This is a genomic window from Enterobacter sp. 22452 (assembly GCF_052045065.1).
GTDB classification, from domain to species: Bacteria; Pseudomonadota; Gammaproteobacteria; order Enterobacterales; family Enterobacteriaceae; genus Enterobacter; species Enterobacter mori.
This window is the reverse complement of sequence record NZ_JBQEOB010000002.1, coordinates 861,246-880,961: the sequence shown is the minus strand read 5'-3', so window position 1 is coordinate 880,961 and position 19,716 is coordinate 861,246. Positions and strand designations below refer to the sequence as shown.

The 19,716-nt window shown below is 58.2% G+C and carries 17 protein-coding genes; 16 read left to right on the top strand and 1 reads right to left on the bottom strand.

What is annotated here, in order from left to right:
• Position 1: 1 nt before the first annotated feature.
• Together cheA and cheW are read left to right on the top strand one after the other, a co-directional pair.
• Positions 2-2,026, top strand: a complete 2,025-nt coding sequence (gene cheA, locus ACTJJA_RS09355; protein ID WP_440667578.1) for a chemotaxis protein CheA — start codon at positions 2-4, stop codon at positions 2,024-2,026.
• Positions 2,027-2,045: 19 nt separating this feature from the next.
• Positions 2,046-2,549, top strand: a complete 504-nt coding sequence (cheW, locus tag ACTJJA_RS09350) for a chemotaxis protein CheW (RefSeq protein ID WP_010432502.1) — start codon at positions 2,046-2,048, stop codon at positions 2,547-2,549.
• A gap of 92 nt (positions 2,550-2,641) precedes the next feature.
• Here the strand turns inward: cheW and ACTJJA_RS09345 are convergent, their stop codons facing one another.
• Positions 2,642-3,907, bottom strand: a complete 1,266-nt coding sequence (locus tag ACTJJA_RS09345) for a dicarboxylate/amino acid:cation symporter (RefSeq protein ID WP_440667576.1) — start codon at positions 3,905-3,907, stop codon at positions 2,642-2,644.
• A 430-nt stretch (positions 3,908-4,337) separates the two neighbouring features.
• On the opposite strand from ACTJJA_RS09345, the gene ACTJJA_RS09340 reads away from it, so the two are divergent.
• The 14 genes from ACTJJA_RS09340 (at position 4,338) to flhE (ending at position 19,716) form a co-directional block, all read left to right on the top strand.
• Positions 4,338-4,910, top strand: a complete 573-nt coding sequence (locus ACTJJA_RS09340; protein WP_042716084.1) for a Csu type fimbrial protein — start codon at positions 4,338-4,340, stop codon at positions 4,908-4,910.
• 78 nt (positions 4,911-4,988) lie between these two features.
• A complete protein-coding gene (locus ACTJJA_RS09335) occupies positions 4,989-5,471 on the top strand; it encodes a Csu type fimbrial protein (RefSeq protein ID WP_440667734.1) in 483 nt (160 codons plus the stop codon).
• A gap of 16 nt (positions 5,472-5,487) precedes the next feature.
• Positions 5,488-6,246: a fimbrial biogenesis chaperone gene (locus tag ACTJJA_RS09330; RefSeq protein ID WP_440667573.1), complete on the top strand. Its 759-nt coding sequence runs from the start codon at positions 5,488-5,490 to the stop codon at positions 6,244-6,246.
• A complete protein-coding gene (locus ACTJJA_RS09325) occupies positions 6,222-8,606 on the top strand; it encodes a fimbria/pilus outer membrane usher protein (protein WP_440667571.1) in 2,385 nt (794 codons plus the stop codon). The genes ACTJJA_RS09330 and ACTJJA_RS09325 overlap by 25 nt, the downstream gene beginning before the upstream one ends.
• Positions 8,603-9,565 carry a Csu type fimbrial protein gene (locus tag ACTJJA_RS09320; protein WP_440667569.1) on the top strand — a complete coding sequence of 321 codons (963 nt, stop codon included), beginning with the start codon at positions 8,603-8,605 and terminating at the stop codon, positions 9,563-9,565. The genes ACTJJA_RS09325 and ACTJJA_RS09320 overlap by 4 nt, the downstream gene beginning before the upstream one ends.
• Positions 9,566-9,649: 84 nt before the next feature.
• The gene (gene tar, locus ACTJJA_RS09315) at positions 9,650-11,317 is read left to right on the top strand and encodes a methyl-accepting chemotaxis protein II (protein WP_440667567.1); all 1,668 of its coding nucleotides are present in this window, start codon (positions 9,650-9,652) and stop codon (positions 11,315-11,317) included.
• Positions 11,318-11,361: 44 nt separating this feature from the next.
• Positions 11,362-12,963 carry a methyl-accepting chemotaxis protein IV gene (gene tap, locus ACTJJA_RS09310; protein WP_417931613.1) on the top strand — a complete coding sequence of 534 codons (1,602 nt, stop codon included), beginning with the start codon at positions 11,362-11,364 and terminating at the stop codon, positions 12,961-12,963.
• 19 nt (positions 12,964-12,982) lie between these two features.
• The gene (gene cheR, locus ACTJJA_RS09305) at positions 12,983-13,849 is read left to right on the top strand and encodes a protein-glutamate O-methyltransferase CheR (RefSeq protein ID WP_100166014.1); all 867 of its coding nucleotides are present in this window, start codon (positions 12,983-12,985) and stop codon (positions 13,847-13,849) included.
• On the top strand, positions 13,846-14,895 hold the full coding sequence (locus tag ACTJJA_RS09300) for a protein-glutamate methylesterase/protein-glutamine glutaminase (RefSeq protein WP_010432526.1): 1,050 nt from the start codon (positions 13,846-13,848) through the stop codon (positions 14,893-14,895). The genes cheR and ACTJJA_RS09300 overlap by 4 nt, the downstream gene beginning before the upstream one ends.
• A gap of 16 nt (positions 14,896-14,911) precedes the next feature.
• Complete coding sequence (cheY, locus tag ACTJJA_RS09295; RefSeq protein WP_010432528.1) at positions 14,912-15,301, top strand: chemotaxis response regulator CheY; 390 nt, start codon at positions 14,912-14,914, stop codon at positions 15,299-15,301.
• A 10-nt stretch (positions 15,302-15,311) separates the two neighbouring features.
• Positions 15,312-15,956, top strand: coding sequence for a protein phosphatase CheZ (gene cheZ, locus ACTJJA_RS09290; protein ID WP_029485121.1), 645 nt, complete (start codon positions 15,312-15,314; stop codon positions 15,954-15,956).
• Positions 15,957-16,104: 148 nt separating this feature from the next.
• Positions 16,105-17,253: a flagellar biosynthesis protein FlhB gene (gene flhB, locus ACTJJA_RS09285; protein WP_238459412.1), complete on the top strand. Its 1,149-nt coding sequence runs from the start codon at positions 16,105-16,107 to the stop codon at positions 17,251-17,253.
• Entirely contained in the window at positions 17,246-19,324 is a 2,079-nt protein-coding gene (gene flhA / locus ACTJJA_RS09280) for a flagellar biosynthesis protein FlhA (RefSeq protein ID WP_089598182.1), read from the top strand. The genes flhB and flhA overlap by 8 nt, the downstream gene beginning before the upstream one ends.
• Positions 19,324-19,716, top strand: a complete 393-nt coding sequence (gene flhE / locus ACTJJA_RS09275) for a flagellar protein FlhE (RefSeq protein WP_440667562.1) — start codon at positions 19,324-19,326, stop codon at positions 19,714-19,716. The genes flhA and flhE overlap by 1 nt, the downstream gene beginning before the upstream one ends.

Here is a 19,716-nt window from a genome sequence, read left to right as displayed (position 1 = left end):
CGTGAGCATGGATATTAGCGATTTTTACCAGACATTTTTTGATGAAGCCGATGAACTGTTGGCCGATATGGAGCAACACCTGCTGGACCTGGTGCCTGAAGCACCGGATTCAGAGCAGCTCAATGCCATTTTCCGTGCAGCGCATTCTATTAAAGGTGGTGCAGGGACCTTTGGATTTACCATTTTGCAGGAAACGACCCATTTAATGGAAAACCTGCTGGATGAAGCACGACGCGGTGAGATGCAGCTCAATACCGACATTATCAACCTGTTTTTGGAAACCAAAGATATTATGCAGGAACAGCTCGACGCCTATAAAAGTTCGGCAGAGCCTGATGCCGCCAGCTTTGAATATATCTGCAACGCGCTGCGCCAGCTGGCGCTGGAAGCAAAAGGTGACGTGGTCGCTGCCGTACCGGCGGCGAAGCTGAGCGTTGTTGATGCCATGGCCGCACAGGACGCGGCGCCCGTTGCCGACCGCCCGGCGAAACTGCGCGTGGTGTTATCCCGTCTTAAAGAGAGCGAAGTCAACCTTCTCGAAGAAGAACTGGGCAACCTGGCGACATTGAGCAATGTGGTGAAAGGCAAAGACAGCCTTGCCGCGACGCTCGATGACGGTATCAGTCAGGACGATATTGTGGCGGTGCTGTGCTTTGTTATCGAAGCCGACCAAATTGCCTTTGAAACTGAAGCCGCGGCAGTCGATGCCCCTGTCGCAGTGGAGGAGGCCGCACAAGCGGCTGCGCCTACCGTCGTACCGGCCACGCCTGCATTAAAAGCCGTGCCGAAAGATACGGCTGCACCTGCCCGCGGCGAAAAACCGGCCGCGCGCTCCAGCGAGTCCACCAGCATCCGCGTGGCGGTTGAGAAGGTTGATCAGCTGATTAACCTCGTCGGTGAGCTGGTGATCACCCAGTCGATGCTGGCACAGCGTTCTAACGAACTGGACCCGGTGACCCACGGCGATCTCATCACCAGCATGGGTCAGTTACAACGTAACGCCCGCGATCTGCAGGAATCAGTGATGTCCATCCGTATGATGCCGATGGAATATGTTTTCAGCCGCTTCCCGCGCCTGGTGCGCGACCTGGCCAGCAAGCTCAATAAGCAGATCGAACTGACGCTGATGGGCAGCTCCACCGAGCTGGACAAAAGCCTGATTGAACGCATCATTGACCCGTTAACGCACCTGGTGCGTAACAGCCTGGACCACGGCATTGAGTTGCCGGAAAACCGCGTGGCAGCAGGGAAATCCCCTGTCGGAAACCTGATTCTTTCCGCGGAACATCAGGGCGGGAACATCTGCATCGAAGTGACCGATGACGGCGCGGGCCTGAACCGCGAGCGCATTCTCGCGAAGGCGATTTCGCAGGGCATGGCGGTTAACGAAAACATGACCGACGAAGAAGTGGGCATGCTGATCTTCGCGCCGGGCTTCTCAACCGCCGAGCAGGTGACCGACGTGTCCGGGCGCGGCGTGGGCATGGACGTGGTGAAACGTAACATCCAGGAGATGGGCGGCCACGTTGAGATCCAGTCTAAACAGGGCTCTGGCACCACCATTCGCATCCTGCTGCCGCTGACGTTGGCGATCCTCGACGGCATGTCAGTCAAAGTGGCGGACGAAGTCTTCATTCTGCCGCTGAACGCGGTGATGGAATCCCTGCAGCCGCGCGAAGAAGATCTGCATCCGCTGGCGGGCGGCGAGCGCGTGCTGGAAGTGCGCGGCGAGTATCTCCCGCTGGTTGAACTGTGGAAAGTGTTCGAAGTGGACGGCGCGAAAACCGAAGCCACGCAGGGCATCGTGGTGATCCTGCAAAGTGCCGGTCGCCGCTACGCGCTGCTGGTCGATCAGTTGATTGGTCAGCACCAGGTGGTGGTGAAGAACCTCGAAAGCAACTACCGCAAAGTGCCGGGGATTTCTGCTGCGACCATTCTGGGCGATGGCAGCGTGGCGCTGATCGTCGATGTGTCGGCGCTTCAGGGATTAAATCGTGAACAACGTGTGGCGTACACAGCCGCCTGATTAAGTAGAAGGTAAAAACATGACCGGTATGAGTAATGTAACGAAGCTGGCGGGCGAGCCATCAGGGCAGGAATTCCTGGTATTCACTTTGGGCGATGAGGAGTACGGCATCGATATCCTGAAAGTGCAGGAAATTCGGGGTTACGATCAGGTTACCCGCATCGCTAACACGCCTGCGTTTATCAAAGGCGTGACCAACCTGCGCGGCGTGATCGTGCCTATCGTCGATCTGCGCGTGAAGTTCAGCCAGGGCGACGTGGAGTATAACGACAACACCGTTGTGATCGTCCTCAACCTGGGACAGCGCGTGGTGGGTATCGTCGTGGATGGCGTATCTGACGTGCTCTCCCTGACCTCTGACCAAATCCGTCCTGCGCCGGAATTTGCGGTCACGCTGTCGACCGAATACCTCACCGGCCTGGGCGCGCTCGGCGAGCGTATGCTGATTCTGGTGAACATTGAGAAGCTGCTGAACAGCGACGAGATGGCGCTGCTGGATATCGCCGCGAGCCATGTAGCATAAAACAAAGCCGGGTGGCGCTGACGCTTACCCGGCCTACGTGTTCGAGCCATTTGTAGGCCGGGTAAGGCGAAGCCGCCACCCGGCTTTTTTACTTACGCTTCCTGCTTCACCAGCTCAGCTTCAGCTTCCGCTTCCCGCGCACCTTCATTCTGCGACAGCATCGCCGTCGCAATACCATTCCCCAGCACGTTAATCGCCGAACGGCCCATATCCAGGAAGTGGTCGATGCCCATCAGCAGCAGAATCCCGGCCACCGGAATATTAAAGCTGGGGATCGTTGCCGCCAGCACCACCAGCGACGAGCGCGGTACGCCCGCAATGCCTTTTGACGCCAGCATCAGGGTCAGCATCAGAACCGTCACTTCCGAGAAGCTCAGGTGAATGTTGTAGGCCTGGGCGATAAACATCGAGGCGAAAGAGCAGTACACCATCGAGCCCACCAGGTTAAAGGAGTAACCAATCGGCAGGACGAAAGAGGCAATACTGCGCGAGCAGCCAAAACGCTCCAGCTGTTCCAGCGTTTTAGGATAGGCGGCTTCAGAGCTGCTGGTGGTAAAGGCCACCAGGACCGGATCTTTCAGCATGCTGACCAGGCGAAACACCTCTTTTTTCAGCACCATGTAACCCACGGCCAGCAGCACCATGCAGGTCAGCAGGATCGCCACATAGTAACCGCCGATAAAGGAGGCGTAGTTCAGCAGAATGCCCAGACCCTGCGTGGCGATGACGGAGGAGATCGCCGCGAAAATGGCCAGCGGCGCAACGTACATCACGTAACCCGTGACCTTCAGCATGATATGGGAAACCACATCCAGCGCGGCCACCAGCGGCGCGTTGAATTTCTGCCCCAGCGATGCGCCAGCAATGCCAAAGAACATTGAGAACACCACAATCTGCAGGATCTCATTGTTCGACATCGCCCCTGCGATACTGGTCGGAATGGTGTGCGACAGGAAGGCTTTCAGCGTCATGCCGCTGACGGCCAGGCCGGTATCCACAGCTTCTTTCGGCACCGTCAGGTTCAGACCGCTGCCGGGATGCTCGAGGGTGACGATAAACAGCCCCACCAGAATAGAGAGCACGGATGAGCTGATAAACCACACCATCGCTTTGCCGCCCACGCGGCCAATGGTGGAGGTTTCGCCCAGCTTCATAATGCCAACGGTCAGCGTGCTGAAGACCAGGGGCGCAATCACCATTTTGATCAGACGGAGGAAAATATCGGTCAGAAGGGTAATATTATCCGACCAGGCTTTGATGGCATCCGCAGATGCATATTCATGAATTGCTGCCCCTGAAAGAATACCCGCCAGCATGAATATCACGATGAAGAGTGTGAGTTTGTTTGCACTTGCCACGAAAAAATACCCTCTATGCGCTTCAGATGTAGCCCGCGTCGATACATATAAATTTTTTATTACGAAACGGGAAATTATTCGGCCCATAAATTGACGCAAAGCGTAGGGGGATACAACTCCTTTTTAAGTTTTATTAAATTTGTTGTGAATGTGCTGACGATATATTGTGATTAAAATCACACTTTAATGGATATATTCTCTCCTGATAAAACAAAATTGCCGCCTGAAAAAATTTAACTCTCTGTTATTTATAAAGATAATGTGTCAATAAGACATATGGCTTATGTGTAAAAGGGAAAGTGGTCGAAGCGATATCCATAAACTAAATTCTCAATAACCCCCCTCAGAGGAACCTTAAGCGGGGCTAACATCTTGAACAGCAAAAATAAAATGTGGCAAGGGAACGGCGACGTCTTCTGGAGAGTGGTAAATGAAAAGAAAACGCCTTTTGATCTGCGCAGGCTCGTTACTGGCTGCGACAATGGCCCCTCAGGCTTTGGCCGTGACCAGCAGCGGCACCATCGGCGCGACGCTGACGCTGACAAACGGGTGTCTGATAAACGGATCGCCCGCGCAAAGTGGCATTAACTTCGGTACGCTCGATTTCGGGACCCATCCCGCCACGTTTTCTACCCTGACCACGCAACTCTCCGGTGCCAGCGGCGGAAACACCTTCACCATTCAGTGCACGACCGCCAGCTATACGGTGGCGATTGTCGGCAACACCAACTCCACGGCCCCCGGCACCGTTGTCGGCACGCCAGGCACCCCTGCGCGCTATCTGGTTAACACCGCCAATACGGCACAGGGCGTGGCTTACAGCCTGTACAGCGACAGCGGGTTTAATACCGTGATTGCCAATAACGCCGCGTTGCCGATCGCCTCTACGACCGGAGGGGTAGACAGTTACACCCTCTACGGGCGTATTACCGGCGGCGGCAACAGCGTGACGGTCGTACCGGGGACCTACACCGACACGATTAACGTCAGCGTCACCTACTAGTCCTCTACCGCCATGAAGGCAACGTTGACAAGTCTGCGCAAACGCGCAGAGGGACGCGTGCACCCTTTTTTCACGCTGATGGTTGTATTGCTCATGATGCCGACGGCGGATGCGGTGACGTCTCAGTCCTTTAAGGTCAGCGCCACGATTGTACCCGGATGTGCGGTGGCTACCGGTAGCGGCGGGCTTTTGGGCACGCTGAATTTTGGCAGTCATAACGGCGTCGAGAGCGCGCCGGTCAGCACCAGCTTTGTGCCAAACGGGGCGTTGTCCATCGCCTGTACGCCGGGCGTGGCGCTGAGCATGAGCATTAACGGCGGTCAAAATTATTCATCCGTTCGTCGGATGAAACGGTCCGGTGGAACAGAACTGGTGCCTTACCGGCTCTACAGCAGCAGCTCGCTGGCCGCCAACAGCGAAATTGGCGTCAACCAGGCGATACCGGTGACCTATGCCAACAGCAATAACATCGCGCTGCCGCTTTTCGGCGTGGCGCTACTGACCGGGTTTAGCCCAGCAGGAACTTATACCGATCAGCTCACCGTGACCTTGTCATGGTAATAAAGGGAGAGTATTGATGAAGCCATTTTTCAGACCTGTTTGTCTGGCGGGCGCGTTGAGCATGACGGTGGCAACCGGGCAGGCGCAGGCGGCGGCCACCATCCTGCTGTGGCCGATCGATCCGTGGCTGGCTGCGGACGCCAACGCTACGGAACTGTGGATCCAGAACCAGGGAAACAGCGCCACGACGATGCAGGTCCGCATCGTGCGCTGGAAACAGGAGGATGGGCACGAGCGTTATACCGCGCAGCAGGATGTGGTCGCCAGCCCGCCCATCGTCACGATTGGTACTGGGAGCAAGCAGCTCATTCGCCTTATCAAACAGGCTTCAGTTCCCGCAGGTATCGAACAGGCTTACCGCATCATCGTGGATGAAATTCCCCAGCCAGATGCCAAAGCCGAACCTGCCATCGGCCTCAAATTGCAGATGCGCTACTCCATCCCTCTGTTTGTGTATGGCCAGGGGGTGCCGACTGTAAAAGAGGGCGCGCACCACGCGCTGGCGGAGCCCCAAAATCTGAGCTGGCGGGTGACGCAGGCGGGTGGACAGCCTGCGCTGGAGGTTCGAAACCGGGGGGATGTTCATGTCAGGCTGAGCCAGGTGGCGCTGGAGCAGGGAGGGCAGAAACGCACGGTAGCGGAGGGATTACTGGGTTACGTCCTCCCGCGCAGTACCCGCAGCTGGCCAGTACCCGCTGGCGTTCGTCAGCCAGAGCGGATGAGCGCGCAGATTAATGCCAGGGAAGCACAATGGCAGTCGACGCCCGTAAACTGAAGCCAGCGATGATGATGCTGCTTTGCGTCAGTTCCGCGACCCTGGCCGAGCCCGGCGACGACAGTTTGCCGCCGCCTCCTCAGGCACAGGCGATAAATGATGAAGCGGTCTTCCAGCTCGCCCTCGTGCTCAACCACTACGATACCGGTCTGGTCGTGCCGGTGACGCAGCGTAAAGGTGCTTTCTTTATTTCCAGCGCCGACCTGCTGCGCGCGGGGCTGCCCCCGGCGCATGTTCCTGCCGGTGAGGTGAATCTCTCCTCGCTTGATCAGGTTCGGGTGGAGTACGACAGCGCCGCGCAGCGCCTGCTGCTGACCGTTCCCCGCGACTGGGTGACGGCCCGCGTGACCCCTTTCAGCGCGCAAACGGCGCAGGCCAAACCGCACTACGGGCGCGGAGCGCTGCTGAATTACGATCTCTACACCAACCACACGGAACATATCGGCGGTCAGGCGTCGCTCTGGCATGAGTTCCGCTACTTCAACGAGAACGGCTCCTTTTCCTCCACCGGCTACGCCCGGGAAAACTTCACCGGTAACGACGGGCAGCAAGAAGGGTATGTTCGCTATGACACGACCCTGCTGTTCACGAATGAAGATGACGCGATGAGCTGGAGCGTCGGGGATGTGATCAGCGATGCCCTGAGCTGGAGCTCCAGCGTGCGGATGGGCGGGGTAAGCGTCGGGCGGGATTTCTCCCTGCGTCCCGATCTGGTGACATGGCCGCTGCCCGAGTTCGCGGGGGAAGCCGCAGTACCCACCTCGGTCGATCTCTTTATCAACGGCTATCGCTCCGGCTCTACCCAGCTTCAGCCTGGCCCCTTCACCCTGACCAATCTGCCCTATATCAACGGCGCCGGGGATGCGGTGCTGGTCACGACGGATGCGCTGGGGCGACAGGTGAGCACCACGCTCCCGTTCTACGTCACCAGCGACTTGCTTAAACAAGGGCTGAGCGACGGTGCCGTGACCCTGGGCAGCCTGCGGCGTAATTACGGTATCAAGAATTTTGACTACGGTTCGGCAGCAGGCAGCGGCTCGTATCGCTACGGGATGACGGACTGGCTGACGCTGGAGGGGCACGCGGAAGGGGCGCAGGAGCTGGCGCTGGGCGGGGCGGGGACGGTGATAAAACTCGGCCAGTTTGGCGTGGTGAATACCGCTTACTCGCAAAGCCGCATGCGCGGTGACGAGGGTGGGCAAATCAACTGGGGTTACCAGTACAGCACCAGCGAGTTTAGCGTCGCCACCCAGCACACGCGTCGCGACCGCGGCTTTGGCAACCTCGCCCTTTACGACCAGCCGACGATCTATGACGAAAACGATAAACCCATCGCCAGCTTTAGCCGCAATACGGACCAGTATTCTCTCACCTTCAATCTGGGACAGTACGGCAACATCGGCGCGGCCTGGATCGGCGTGGAGAGTTTTGACGGTCAAAAAACCGAGCTGCTTAATCTCTCCTGGAGCCGCAACCTGTGGGGCGCGAGCAGTATTTACCTCGCCGGCAGCCGGGATCAGCAGCGCGGAGACTGGACCGTTGCGCTGTCGCTACAGGTGCCGCTAGGGGAGCGCGACAGCGCTGCCGTCACCGTTGAGAACACCCCGGACGCAGGCAGTACTCAGCGCATTAACTACAACCACGCCATGCCTTCTGACGGTGGGTTCAGCTGGAATATGGCCTGGGCCAACCAGTCAAGAGCCAGTGATTATCAACAGGGAACGCTGGGCTGGCGCAATAACAACATCGAGCTGCAGGGCGGCGGCTATGGCGAAAGGGACACCATGACCTGGTGGGGCGAGGCGATGGGTTCCGTTGTGCTTATGGACGGCGAGCTGTTTGCGGCAAACAAAATCAACGATGCGTTTGTGGTGATCAGTACCGACGGCCACCCGGACGTGCCCGTCAGCTATGAGAACCAGCCCGTCGGTAAAACCAATAACAACGGTTACCTATTGGTGAGCGGGGTGTCGGCGTATTACCCGGCAAGCTACCGAATTGATACCCTGAATCTGCCCGCGGATACCCGCCTGAAAGAGACGGAGCGCCGGATCGCCATTCGCCGCCACAGCGGCTATCTGGTCGATTTCCCGATGGAGCAGGAGCGGGTGGCCAGCGTTATTCTGCACGATGCGCACGGGCAGGCGTTGCCCGTGGGAAGCCAGGTCCGACGCGTCTCGCGCAGCAACGCGGTGGTGGGGTATGACGGCATCGCCTGGCTGGAAAATCTCAGCGATGTGAATCCGCTCGAGGTGATCGCACCAGACGGAAAACGCTGCAAGGCTACGCTGACCGTGGGAGCCAATCCGGATCACAAGCTGCAAACCTACGGTCCACTGGTGTGCCGGGAGGGGCCATGACGCGCCTGCTGCTGTGGATGCTGCTGCTGTTTTCCGGCGGCGGCTGGGCGGCGTGCACCGTCAGTACGGTCAATGCATCGTTTGGCAGCGTCACCTCGTTCGCGCTCAGCGGAAATGGGGAGGTGGAAACCACCGGCACGCTGGTGGTGGCGTGTGACGCCGTGCTCAACGTCCTGACCAGCGACTCGGTGACGCTGAACTTCACCTCGGCCTCGGTGTCGGGTAACAGCCGCGCCACCATGAAGCGCACGGATAATGCGGCGATTACGGACGTGATCCCCACCCGGCTGTGCGGATTATCCGGGTGCGCGAGCAGCAGCGAGGTACAGATAAGCAAAGCGTATACCTGGAGCGGCAACACATTGCTGGGATTGCTCGGGTCAAAGCAGTACAACATTCCGCTCTATTTCCGCACCGTCCCCGGACAAAACGTCACCGCCGGTCCTTATCAGGTGCTGTTGACCTTCAGCATCAACTACAACGTCTGTGCCTTAGGTATTGGAAGCCTTTGTACGTCCCCCCAGACGGGAACCGCAACGACCACCATTCTGCTTAACATGAGCGTCACCAACGACTGCAGCGCCATGACCACGCCGGACGTGAACTTCAACAGCGCACCGTTGGTACAAAGTTTCCCTACCGTCTCGCAGGCCATTGCCGTCACCTGCACCAAAGGCAGCACCTACACTATCGGCATTAATAATGGTGCCAACGCCCTCAATAATGTCCGCCGGATGGTCAGCGGCAGTAACACCATGAGCTACGACATTTATAAAGAAGCCACGACCAACCGCTGGGGCAGTAGCGGCAGCGAGCGCTGGACCAGCGCGACATCGTCGCAGGTCAGCACCGACGGTTTACTGCGTACCTATAACTACACCGCAAAAGTCCTGACCAGCCAGGCCACGCCTCCCGCCGGAACCTACACCGATACGCTGATTGTCGACGTGGCGTTTTAACCCCGCGCTTTTCCCTTTCGCAAATGTAAAGTTCCTGTGTCCTGTGCCGATAACACCGTTAATAAATCTATGAGAAGGTGTTGTATGTTGAACCGTATCCGCGTTGTCACAATGCTCATGATGGTGCTGGTCATTTTCGCACTTCTTCAGCTTATTTCCGGTAGCCTCTTTTTCTCGTCGTTAAAACAGAACCAGGACAGCTTCGTGGCCTCGAACGATCTGCGGCTGCAGCAGAGTGAACTGACCACGACGTGGGATCTGATGCTGCAAACGCGTATCAACCTGAGCCGTTCGTCCGCGCGCATGATGATGGATCCCAACAATCAGCAGAGCAGCGCGAAAACGGATCTGTTGAAAAACGCGCGTGCGACGCTTGCCGACGCGGCAAAACATTACGACGCCTTCAAAAAGATTGCCCCGCAGCCTGCGATGGAGCAGGCGAGCGCCAATATTGATGAGAAATATAACGCCTACTTTGCCGGGCTGACGGAGCTGATCCAGTTCCTGGAGAGCGGCAACATGGATGCCTATTTCGCTCAGCCGACGCAGGGGATGCAAAACGCACTCGGTGCGGCGCTGGGTGAGTATGCCAAAGCCAGCAGCGACTTGTACCACTCCGCATTTACTGAAAGCCAGAACGACTACCGTTTCGCTAAATGGCAGATGGCCGTGCTGGCGCTGGCGCTGGTTATCGTGCTGGTGGCCGTCTGGTACGGCATTCGTCACATCCTACTCAACCCGCTGGGCCGCGTGATTGCGCATATCCGCGACATCGCCTCAGGCGATCTGACCAAAACGCTGACCGTTTCCGGGCGCAACGAGATCACCGAACTGGCAAACAGCGTTGACCATATGCAGCGCTCGCTGGTGGAGACCGTCACCAACGTGCGTAACGGATCCGAGGCAATCTATACCGGCACCAGCGAAATTGCGATGGGGAATAACGACCTCTCTTCCCGTACGGAACAGCAGGCGTCTGCTCTGGAAGAGACCGCAGCCAGCATGGAAGAACTGACGGCCACCGTGAAGCAGAACGCCGATAACGCCCGTCAGGCGTCTCAGCTGGCAGAAAGCGCCTCTGAGACGGCGCAGCGCGGCGGTCGCGTGGTGGATGGCGTGGTGAAAACCATGCACGAAATCGCCGACAGCTCGAAGAAAATCGCCGACATCATCAGCGTCATCGACGGCATTGCCTTCCAGACCAACATTCTGGCGCTGAACGCCGCCGTGGAAGCGGCGCGTGCGGGCGAACAGGGACGCGGGTTTGCCGTGGTGGCCGGGGAAGTGCGTAACCTCGCCAGCCGCAGCGCCAATGCGGCGAAAGAGATCAAAGCCCTGATTGAAGATTCCGTCTCCCGCGTGGATACCGGCTCCGTGCTGGTAGAAAGCGCAGGGGAGACCATGAATGACATCGTGAATGCCGTTACCCGCGTAACGGACATCATGGGTGAAATCGCCTCTGCGTCTGATGAGCAGAGTCGTGGTATCGACCAGGTCGCCCTGGCGGTATCGGAAATGGATCGCGTGACACAACAAAACGCCGCGCTGGTACAGGAGTCCGCTGCGGCGGCCGCTGCGCTGGAAGACCAGGCGAGCCGTCTGAAGATGGCCGTCTCGGCGTTTCGTCTCGCTTCACTCGCAGCAAAAACGGTCGATTCACATACGATGTATCGTGCGCCCGCCGCAGCAACGGCAGCAACACCTACGCGTACCGTGACGTCCGGACAAGATAAAAACTGGGAAACATTTTGACTGACAATTAAACCGCGGCTGCTTGCCGCTTGATGGGAGCGTGGATGTTAAATCGTATTCGTATCTCGACCACACTGTTTTTGATTCTGATCCTTTGCGGTGTGTTGCAGGTTGGCAGTAACGGGTTGTCTTTTTGGGCGTTTCGCGATGGTTATCAGAATTTGCAGGAAGTCGAGACGAGTAATCAGCAGCGCTCCGCGCTGGCACAAATCCGTGCCGTGCTGTTGCAGGCAAGTACTGCGCTGAACAAGGCGGGAACCTTGACTGCGTTGAGCTATCCGCCGGATGACATCAAGGCGCTGATGGCGACCGCGCGCGACAGCCTGAAGCAGGCTGACGCACAGTTTAAAGCCTTTACGGCGCAGGCCACCGACAGCGAGAAAGAGAAAGCGCTTAAAGCGGCCATGAAAAAGAATTTTGAACAGTGGTACAGCGATCTGGACCACCAGGCGACCTGGCTTGAAAACAACCAGCTTTCGGATTTCATGACCGCGCCGGTACAGGCGTCTCAGGCGGCGTTTGACGGCAGCTTTAACGCGTGGCAGCAGGATATTAACCAGTCTGTTCAGCGTGCCGGTGAAGCGAGCCGTACCAGCTATCACATGTCGGGCGTCATCTTTGCCGTGGTCGTGATTCTGGCGGGGTTGCTGACCGGCGGCGCGTTGTTCTGGGCACGCAAGATGATTGTGCAACCGCTGGCGATTATCAGCAGCCACTTCGACAGCATTGCAAAAGGCAACCTTGCGCGTCCGGTGGCGGTGTACGGGAAGAACGAAATTTCGGCCATCTTTGCCAGCCTGAAGGCGATGCAGGGATCGCTGCGGGAAACGGTGAGCGACGTCCGGCAGGGCAGTTATGCCATGCACACCGGGATCTCAGAGATTGCAGCAGGCAATAACGATCTCTCATCCCGCACCGAACAGCAGGCGGCCTCGCTGGCGCAGACGGCGGCCAGTATGGAGCAGCTGACCGCGACGGTAAGCCAGAACGCCGACAACGCGCGTCAGGCGTCGGATCTGTCAAAACAGGCGGCGATGACGGCGAAGCGAGGGGGCGACCAGGCCTCTCACGTGGCCAGCACCATGCAGGATATCGCCGCCAGTTCGCAGAAAATTGGCGACATCATCAGCGTGATTGACGGTATCGCGTTCCAGACCAATATTCTGGCGCTCAACGCCGCCGTTGAAGCGGCGCGTGCGGGCGAGCAGGGGCGCGGGTTTGCGGTCGTTGCGGGCGAAGTGCGCAACCTGGCGAGCCGCAGCGCCAACGCGGCGAAAGAGATTAAAGGGCTGATAGAAGAGTCGGTCTCCCGTGTTCAGCAGGGATCTGCCCTGGTCGATACGGCGGCGAAAACCATGACCGAGATTGTCACTTCCGTCACCCGGGTTAACGACATCATGGGTGAAATCGCCTCGGCGTCGGATGAGCAGCGCCGTGGGATCGAACAGGTGGCCCAGGCCGTCAGCCAGATGGATCAGGTCACGCAGCAGAACGCGTCGTTAGTGGAAGAGGCGGCAGCCGCGACCGATCAGCTGGCAAACCAGGCCGACCATCTCACCGGGCTGGTCGCGGTGTTTAATGTCAAAGAGCACGTTGAAGCAGTAACAGAAGTCGGGCGGTCGCAGGCCGTGCCAGTTGTATCCTGAATGTGATTAAGAAGGCGCTATGACATCACCCACGCCCTCAGGGCAAACGTCATTATTGTTACAGATGACACAGCGCCTCGCGCTGTCCGACGCGCATTTTCGTCGGATATGTCAGTTAATCTACCAGCGTGCGGGGATCGTGCTTGCGGATCATAAGCGAGACATGGTCTACAACCGGCTGGTGCGGCGCTTGCGCACGCTTGGGCTGGATGATTTTGGTCGCTATTTGAGCATGCTCGAAGCGAACCAGAACAGCGCCGAATGGCAGGCTTTTATTAACTCATTAACCACTAACCTGACGGCGTTTTTCCGTGAAGCTCACCACTTCCCGGTGCTGGCGGACCACGCGCGTCGACGCAGCGGCGAGTATCGCGTCTGGAGTGCGGCCGCCTCGACGGGGGAAGAGCCGTACTCATTGGCTATCACCCTTGCAGACACGCTGGGCATGGCGCCCGGACGCTGGAAAGTCTACGCCAGCGATATCGACACCGAGGTGCTGGAGAAGGCGCGTAACGGTGTTTATCGCCAGGATGAACTGAAAACGCTGTCGCCTCAGCAGCTGCAGCGTTACTTCATGCGCGGCACTGGCCCGCATGAAGGCCTGGTACGCGTACGCCAGGAGCTGGCGAACTGCGTCGAATTCGCGCCCGTTAACCTGCTGGATAAGCAGTACAACGTGCCGGGTCCGTTCGACGCCATTTTTTGCCGTAACGTCATGATCTATTTTGATAAAACGACGCAGCAGGACATTTTGCGTCGCTTTGTTCCGTTGCTCAAGCCTGACGGTTTACTGTTTGCCGGGCACTCGGAAAACTTCAGCAACCTCGTGCGTGAGTTTAGCCTGCGTGGGCAAACGGTATATGCGCTGAGTAAGGAAAAAGCATGAGTAAAATCAGGGTATTGTCTGTCGATGATTCGGCGCTGATGCGCCAGATCATGACTGAAATCATCAATAGCCACAGCGATATGGAGATGGTGGCGACCGCCCCCGATCCTCTGGTAGCGCGGGATTTAATTAAAAAATATAACCCCGACGTACTGACGCTGGATGTCGAAATGCCGCGCATGGATGGCATCGATTTCCTTGAAAAATTAATGCGCCTGCGCCCGATGCCGGTGGTGATGGTCTCCTCCCTGACCGGGAAGGGCTCGGAAATCACCCTGCGCGCGCTCGAGCTGGGGGCGGTGGACTTTGTCACCAAGCCTCAGCTCGGTATCCGCGAAGGGATGCTGGCCTACAGCGAGATGATTGCCGAGAAGATCCGCACCGCGTCCCGGGCGAAGCTTGCGGCGCACAAACCGATGTCGGCACCGGCAACTTTGAAGGCCGGTCCGTTACTCAGCTCGGAAAAACTGCTGGTGATTGGGGCGTCAACCGGAGGAACAGAGGCAATTCGTCATGTACTCCAGCCATTGCCGCTATCAAGTCCGGGTATTCTCATTACGCAGCATATGCCGCCGGGATTTACCCGCTCGTTCGCTGAACGCCTGAACAAACTGTGTCAGATCAGCGTGAAAGAGGCGGAAGACGGCGAGCGCGTGCTTCCGGGACACGCGTACATCGCGCCGGGCGATAAGCATATGGAGCTGTCGCGCAGCGGCGCGAACTATCAAATCAAAATTCATGACGGACCGCCGGTTAACCGGCACCGTCCGTCGGTGGATGTGCTGTTTCATTCGGTGGCGAAACATGCGGGGCGCAACGCCGTGGGGGTGATCCTGACGGGGATGGGCAACGACGGTGCCGCTGGAATGCTTGCGATGCACCAGGCTGGCGCCTGGACGATTGCGCAGAATGAAGCAAGTTGTGTGGTGTTCGGCATGCCGCGCGAGGCCATCAATATGGGTGGCGTGAGCGAAGTGGTCGATCTTAGCCAGGTAAGCCAGCAGATGCTGGCGAAAATCAGTGCCGGACAGGCAATACGTATTTAAAGAGGAGTGTAGTTTTATGGCGGACAAAGAGCTCAGATTTTTGGTTGTGGATGACTTTTCCACCATGCGTCGCATCGTGCGTAACCTGCTGAAAGAGCTGGGCTTCAACAACGTTGAAGAAGCAGAAGACGGCGTTGATGCGCTGAACAAACTGCAGGCGGGTGGCTTTGGTTTTGTGATTTCCGACTGGAACATGCCGAACATGGATGGTCTGGAACTGTTGAAAACCATTCGTGCCGATGCCGGTATGGCGTCACTGCCGGTGCTGATGGTGACCGCAGAAGCGAAAAAAGAGAACATCATTGCAGCAGCCCAGGCGGGCGCAAGCGGCTATGTGGTGAAGCCATTCACTGCAGCAACCCTGGAAGAGAAGCTCGGCAAGATCTTCGAGAAACTCGGCATGTGAGGTGATGGAAATGTTGCAACCTGCTATGAAACCCGTTGAAGAACATTCACCGAGCGACATTATCGCCCGTATTGGTAGCCTGACGCGCATGCTGCGCGACAGCCTGCGTGAACTGGGACTGGATCAGGCTATCGCCGAAGCAGCAGAAGCGATTCCTGATGCGCGTGACCGTCTGGACTACGTTGTGCAGATGACCGCGCAGGCCGCTGAACGTGCGCTGAACAGCGTTGAAGCGTCACAGCCCCACCAGGACGCGATGGAAAAGGGCGCGAAAGCGCTGACCCAGCGCTGGGATGAGTGGTTTGAAAACCCTATCGAGCTGGCTGACGCGCGAGAGCTGGTGACCGATACCCGCCAGTTCCTGGGCGATGTGCCAGGCCACACCAGCTTTACCAACGCACAGCTGCTGGACATCATGATGGCGCAGGATTTCCAGGACCTCACCGGTCAGGTTATCAAGCGCATGATGGATGTGATTCAGGAGATTGAACGTCAGCTGCTGATGGTGCTGCTGGAGAACATCCCGGAACCGGCTGCCCGTCCGAAACGCGAGAACGAAAGCCTGCTCAACGGCCCACAGCTCGACGCCACCAAAGCGGGCGTTGTGGCAAGCCAGGACCAGGTGGACGACCTGCTGGACAGCCTCGGCTTCTAAGCGTGTCTGCCGCCTCAGGTTGTTAACGCGGCCCGAGGCGGCAAAATCAAGAATCTCCGAAAAGAGCCCGAATAAACGGGCTTTTCCCGCCATTGGATTTTCTCTGTGCTGGCATGATACCCGTGACGTAATGGGCTGAGCATGCACTGTGGCAGAAGAGAACGACGACAAAACGGAAGCCCCCACACCCCACCGACTTGAAAAAGCGCGTGAGGAAGGGCAGATCCCCCGATCCCGAGAACTGACATCCCTGCTGATCCTTATCGTAGGCGTGTGCATTATCTGGCTGGGTGGGGAGTCGCTCGCCCGTAAACTGGCGGGGATGCTCTCTTCTGGGTTACGTTTTGACCACAGCATGGTCAACGATCCCAATCTCATTCTGGGTCAAATCATTATTCTGATTAAAGGCGCAATGATCGCCTTACTGCCGCTGATTACCGGCGTGGTGCTGGTGGCGATAGTGTCGCCGATCATGCTGGGTGGTCTGGTGTTCAGCGGCAAATCACTGCAGCCCAAGTTTTCAAAACTCAACCCGTTTCCCGGTATAGCACGTATGTTTTCGGCCCAGACCGGGGCTGAGCTGGTTAAAGCCATCCTCAAGTCGACCCTGATGGGCAGCGCTGCCGGGTTTTATTTGTGGCATAACTGGCCTGACATGATGCGCCTGATCAGCGAATCGCCGCTCAGCGCCATGCGCAACGCCATGAACCTCATCGGGTTTTGCTCGCTGCTGGTGGTGCTGAGCATCATCCCGATGGTGGGCTTCGACGTCATCTTCCAGCTCTATAGCCACTTCAAGAAGCTGCGCATGTCGCGTCAGGATATTCGTGACGAATATAAGCAGATGGAAGGTGACCCGCACGTGAAAGGGCGTATCCGCCAGATGCAGCGTGCGGCTGCTCGTCGACGCATGATGGAAGACGTGCCTAAAGCCGATGTGATCGTCACCAACCCGACCCACTATTCCGTTGCGCTGCAGTATGACGAAAACAAAATGAGTGCGCCAAAAGTGGTGGCAAAGGGGGCCGGGCTTATCGCGCTGCGTATCCGTGAAATCGCGACGGAGAACCGCGTCCCCATTCTTGAAGCGCCACCGCTGGCGCGTGCCTTATACCGCCATGCGGAAATTGGGCAGCAGATCCCAGGACAACTTTATGCCGCCGTGGCGGAAGTGCTGGCCTGGGTATGGCAATTAAAACGCTGGCGTCTGGCTGGCGGTCAACGACCTGTGAAACCTGAAAACCTTCCGGTGCCTGACGCGCTGGATTTTTTGAACGAGAAGGACACTGATGGCTAATCTGGTGGCAATGTTGCGCCTGCCCGGCAACCTGAAATCGACCCAATGGCAGATCCTTGCCGGGCCGATTCTCATCCTGCTAATTCTGTCGATGATGGTACTGCCGCTCCCGGCATTCATTCTCGATCTGCTTTTCACATTCAACATTGCGTTGTCCATCATGGTGCTGCTGGTGGCGATGTTCACCCAGCGCACCCTGGAATTTGCGGCGTTCCCGACCATTCTGCTGTTTACCACGCTCCTGCGACTGGCGCTGAACGTGGCGTCTACCCGTATCATTCTGATGGAAGGCCATACCGGCGCGGCGGCGGCGGGTAAAGTGGTTGAGGCCTTTGGCCACTTCCTCGTGGGCGGTAACTTTGCCATCGGTATCGTGGTGTTTGTCATCCTCGTGATCATCAACTTTATGGTTATCACCAAAGGTGCGGGGCGTATCGCGGAAGTTGGCGCGCGCTTTGTGCTGGACGGGATGCCGGGCAAGCAGATGGCGATCGACGCCGACCTGAACGCCGGGCTTATCGCAGAAGATGAAGCGAAAAAGCGCCGCGCGGAGGTGACGCAGGAAGCGGACTTCTACGGTTCGATGGACGGTGCGAGTAAGTTTGTGCGCGGTGATGCCATCGCGGGCATCCTGATCATGGTCATCAACGTGGTCGGGGGGTTGCTGGTCGGCGTCCTTCAGCACGGGATGGACATGGGCCACGCGGCGGAAAGCTATACGCTGCTGACCATCGGTGACGGTCTGGTCGCCCAGATCCCGGCGCTGGTTATCTCGACCGCAGCAGGCGTTATCGTCACCCGCGTGAGTACCGATCAGGACGTGGGTGAGCAGATGGTGGGGCAGCTGTTCAGCAACCCCCGCGTGATGCTGCTGTCGGCGGCGGTGTTGGGCCTGCTCGGCATGGTGCCGGGGATGCCAAACCTGGTGTTCCTGCTGTTCACCGCGGGCCTGCTGGGCCTGGCCTGGTGGATGCGCGGGCGTGAAATGAAACCGGCGGCAGAGCCTGCGCCGGTGAAAATGCCGGAAAATACCCAGGCCGTGGAGGCCACCTGGAACGACGTGCAGCTGGAAGATTCTCTGGGGATGGAAGTGGGCTATCGCCTGATCCCGATGGTGGACTTCCAGCAGGATGGCGAACTGCTGGGGCGTATCCGCAGCATCCGTAAAAAATTCGCCCAGGATATGGGCTTCCTCCCGCCGGTGGTTCACATTCGCGACAATATGGATCTGCCGCCCGCGCGCTACCGCATTCTAATGAAAGGTGTCGAAATTGGCAGCGGTGATGCCTATCCGGGCCGCTGGCTGGCGATTAACCCCGGCACCGCCGCGGGCACGCTGCCGGGCGAGCAAACCATCGATCCGGCCTTTGGCCTGGCGGCTATCTGGATTGAGAGCGCCCTGAAAGAGCAGGCGCAGATTCAGGGCTATACCGTTGTTGAAGCCAGTACCGTGGTGGCGACCCACCTCAACCACCTGATTGGGCAGTTCTCCGCCGAGCTGTTTGGGCGTCAGGAAGCGCAGCAGCTGCTTGACCGCGTGACGCAGGAGATGCCGAAGCTGACGGAAGATCTGGTTCCGGGCGTGCTGACGTTGACCACGCTGCACAAGGTGCTGCAAAACCTGCTTGATGAGAAGGTGCCGATCCGCGATATGCGCACCATCCTGGAAACACTGGCTGAGCACGCGCCGCTGCAAAGCGATCCGCACGAGCTGACGGCGGTGGTACGCGTGGCGCTGGGCCGTGCGATCACCCAGCAGTGGTTCCCTGGCACCGGAGAAGTGCAGGTGATTGGCCTCGATACGCCGCTTGAGCGTCTGCTGCTGCAGGCGTTGCAGGGGGGGGGTGGCCTTGAGCCGGGTCTGGCCGACCGCTTGCTGGCGCAGACGCAGGAGGCGCTGGCGCGTCAGGAGATGCTGGGTGCGCCGCCGGTTCTGCTGGTGAATCATGCACTGAGGCCGCTGCTTTCACGCTTCCTGCGCCGTAGCCTGAACCAGCTGGTGGTGCTGTCGAATATGGAGCTGTCGGACAATCGCCACATTCGTATGACGGCGACCATTGGAGGAAAATAATGCGAAAGTGGCTATGGGTACTCTTTTTCCCGCTGGCGGCGCAGGCCGCAGGTGAGGAAACGTGGCAGGCCAGCAGTATGGGCGTCACGCTAAGCCATCGCGGGGTGGCAATGTCTTCGCGTCCGCTGTCGTCGCCGGAACCGGCTTCTGGCCTCATGACGCTGGTGGTCTGGAACTATACGCTGATTGGCCCAACGCCCGCCGGGCTGCGGGTGCGTCTCTGCTCTCAGACGCGCTGTACCGAAATAGACGGTGAAAGCGGAACGACCCAGGCGTTCAACGGAGTGCCCGCCGTCGAGCCTTTACGCTTTATCTGGGAGGTGCCGGGTGGCGGTCGCCTGATCCCGGCGCTGAAGGTTCAGAGCAATTCCGTCATCGTCAACTACCGTTAA

Bases quoted from the DNA above. Each gene is read 5' to 3' on its own strand.
- cheW (WP_010432502.1), top strand. From the start codon at position 2,046: ATGACCGGTATGAGTAATGTAACGAAGCTGGCGGGCGAGCCATCAGGG.
- ACTJJA_RS09300 (WP_010432526.1), top strand. From the start codon at position 13,846: ATGAGTAAAATCAGGGTATTGTCTGTCGATGATTCGGCGCTGATGCGC.
- tap (WP_417931613.1), top strand. From the start codon at position 11,362: ATGTTAAATCGTATTCGTATCTCGACCACACTGTTTTTGATTCTGATC.
- ACTJJA_RS09340 (WP_042716084.1), top strand. From the start codon at position 4,338: ATGAAAAGAAAACGCCTTTTGATCTGCGCAGGCTCGTTACTGGCTGCG.
- flhA (WP_089598182.1), top strand. From the start codon at position 17,246: ATGGCTAATCTGGTGGCAATGTTGCGCCTGCCCGGCAACCTGAAATCG.
- cheZ (WP_029485121.1), top strand. From the start codon at position 15,312: ATGTTGCAACCTGCTATGAAACCCGTTGAAGAACATTCACCGAGCGAC.
- ACTJJA_RS09330 (WP_440667573.1), top strand. From the start codon at position 5,488: ATGAAGCCATTTTTCAGACCTGTTTGTCTGGCGGGCGCGTTGAGCATG.
- flhE (WP_440667562.1), top strand. From the start codon at position 19,324: ATGCGAAAGTGGCTATGGGTACTCTTTTTCCCGCTGGCGGCGCAGGCC.
- tar (WP_440667567.1), top strand. From the start codon at position 9,650: ATGTTGAACCGTATCCGCGTTGTCACAATGCTCATGATGGTGCTGGTC.
- cheR (WP_100166014.1), top strand. From the start codon at position 12,983: ATGACATCACCCACGCCCTCAGGGCAAACGTCATTATTGTTACAGATG.
- ACTJJA_RS09325 (WP_440667571.1), top strand. From the start codon at position 6,222: ATGGCAGTCGACGCCCGTAAACTGAAGCCAGCGATGATGATGCTGCTT.
- cheY (WP_010432528.1), top strand. From the start codon at position 14,912: ATGGCGGACAAAGAGCTCAGATTTTTGGTTGTGGATGACTTTTCCACC.
- ACTJJA_RS09320 (WP_440667569.1), top strand. From the start codon at position 8,603: ATGACGCGCCTGCTGCTGTGGATGCTGCTGCTGTTTTCCGGCGGCGGC.
- ACTJJA_RS09335 (WP_440667734.1), top strand. From the start codon at position 4,989: ATGGTTGTATTGCTCATGATGCCGACGGCGGATGCGGTGACGTCTCAG.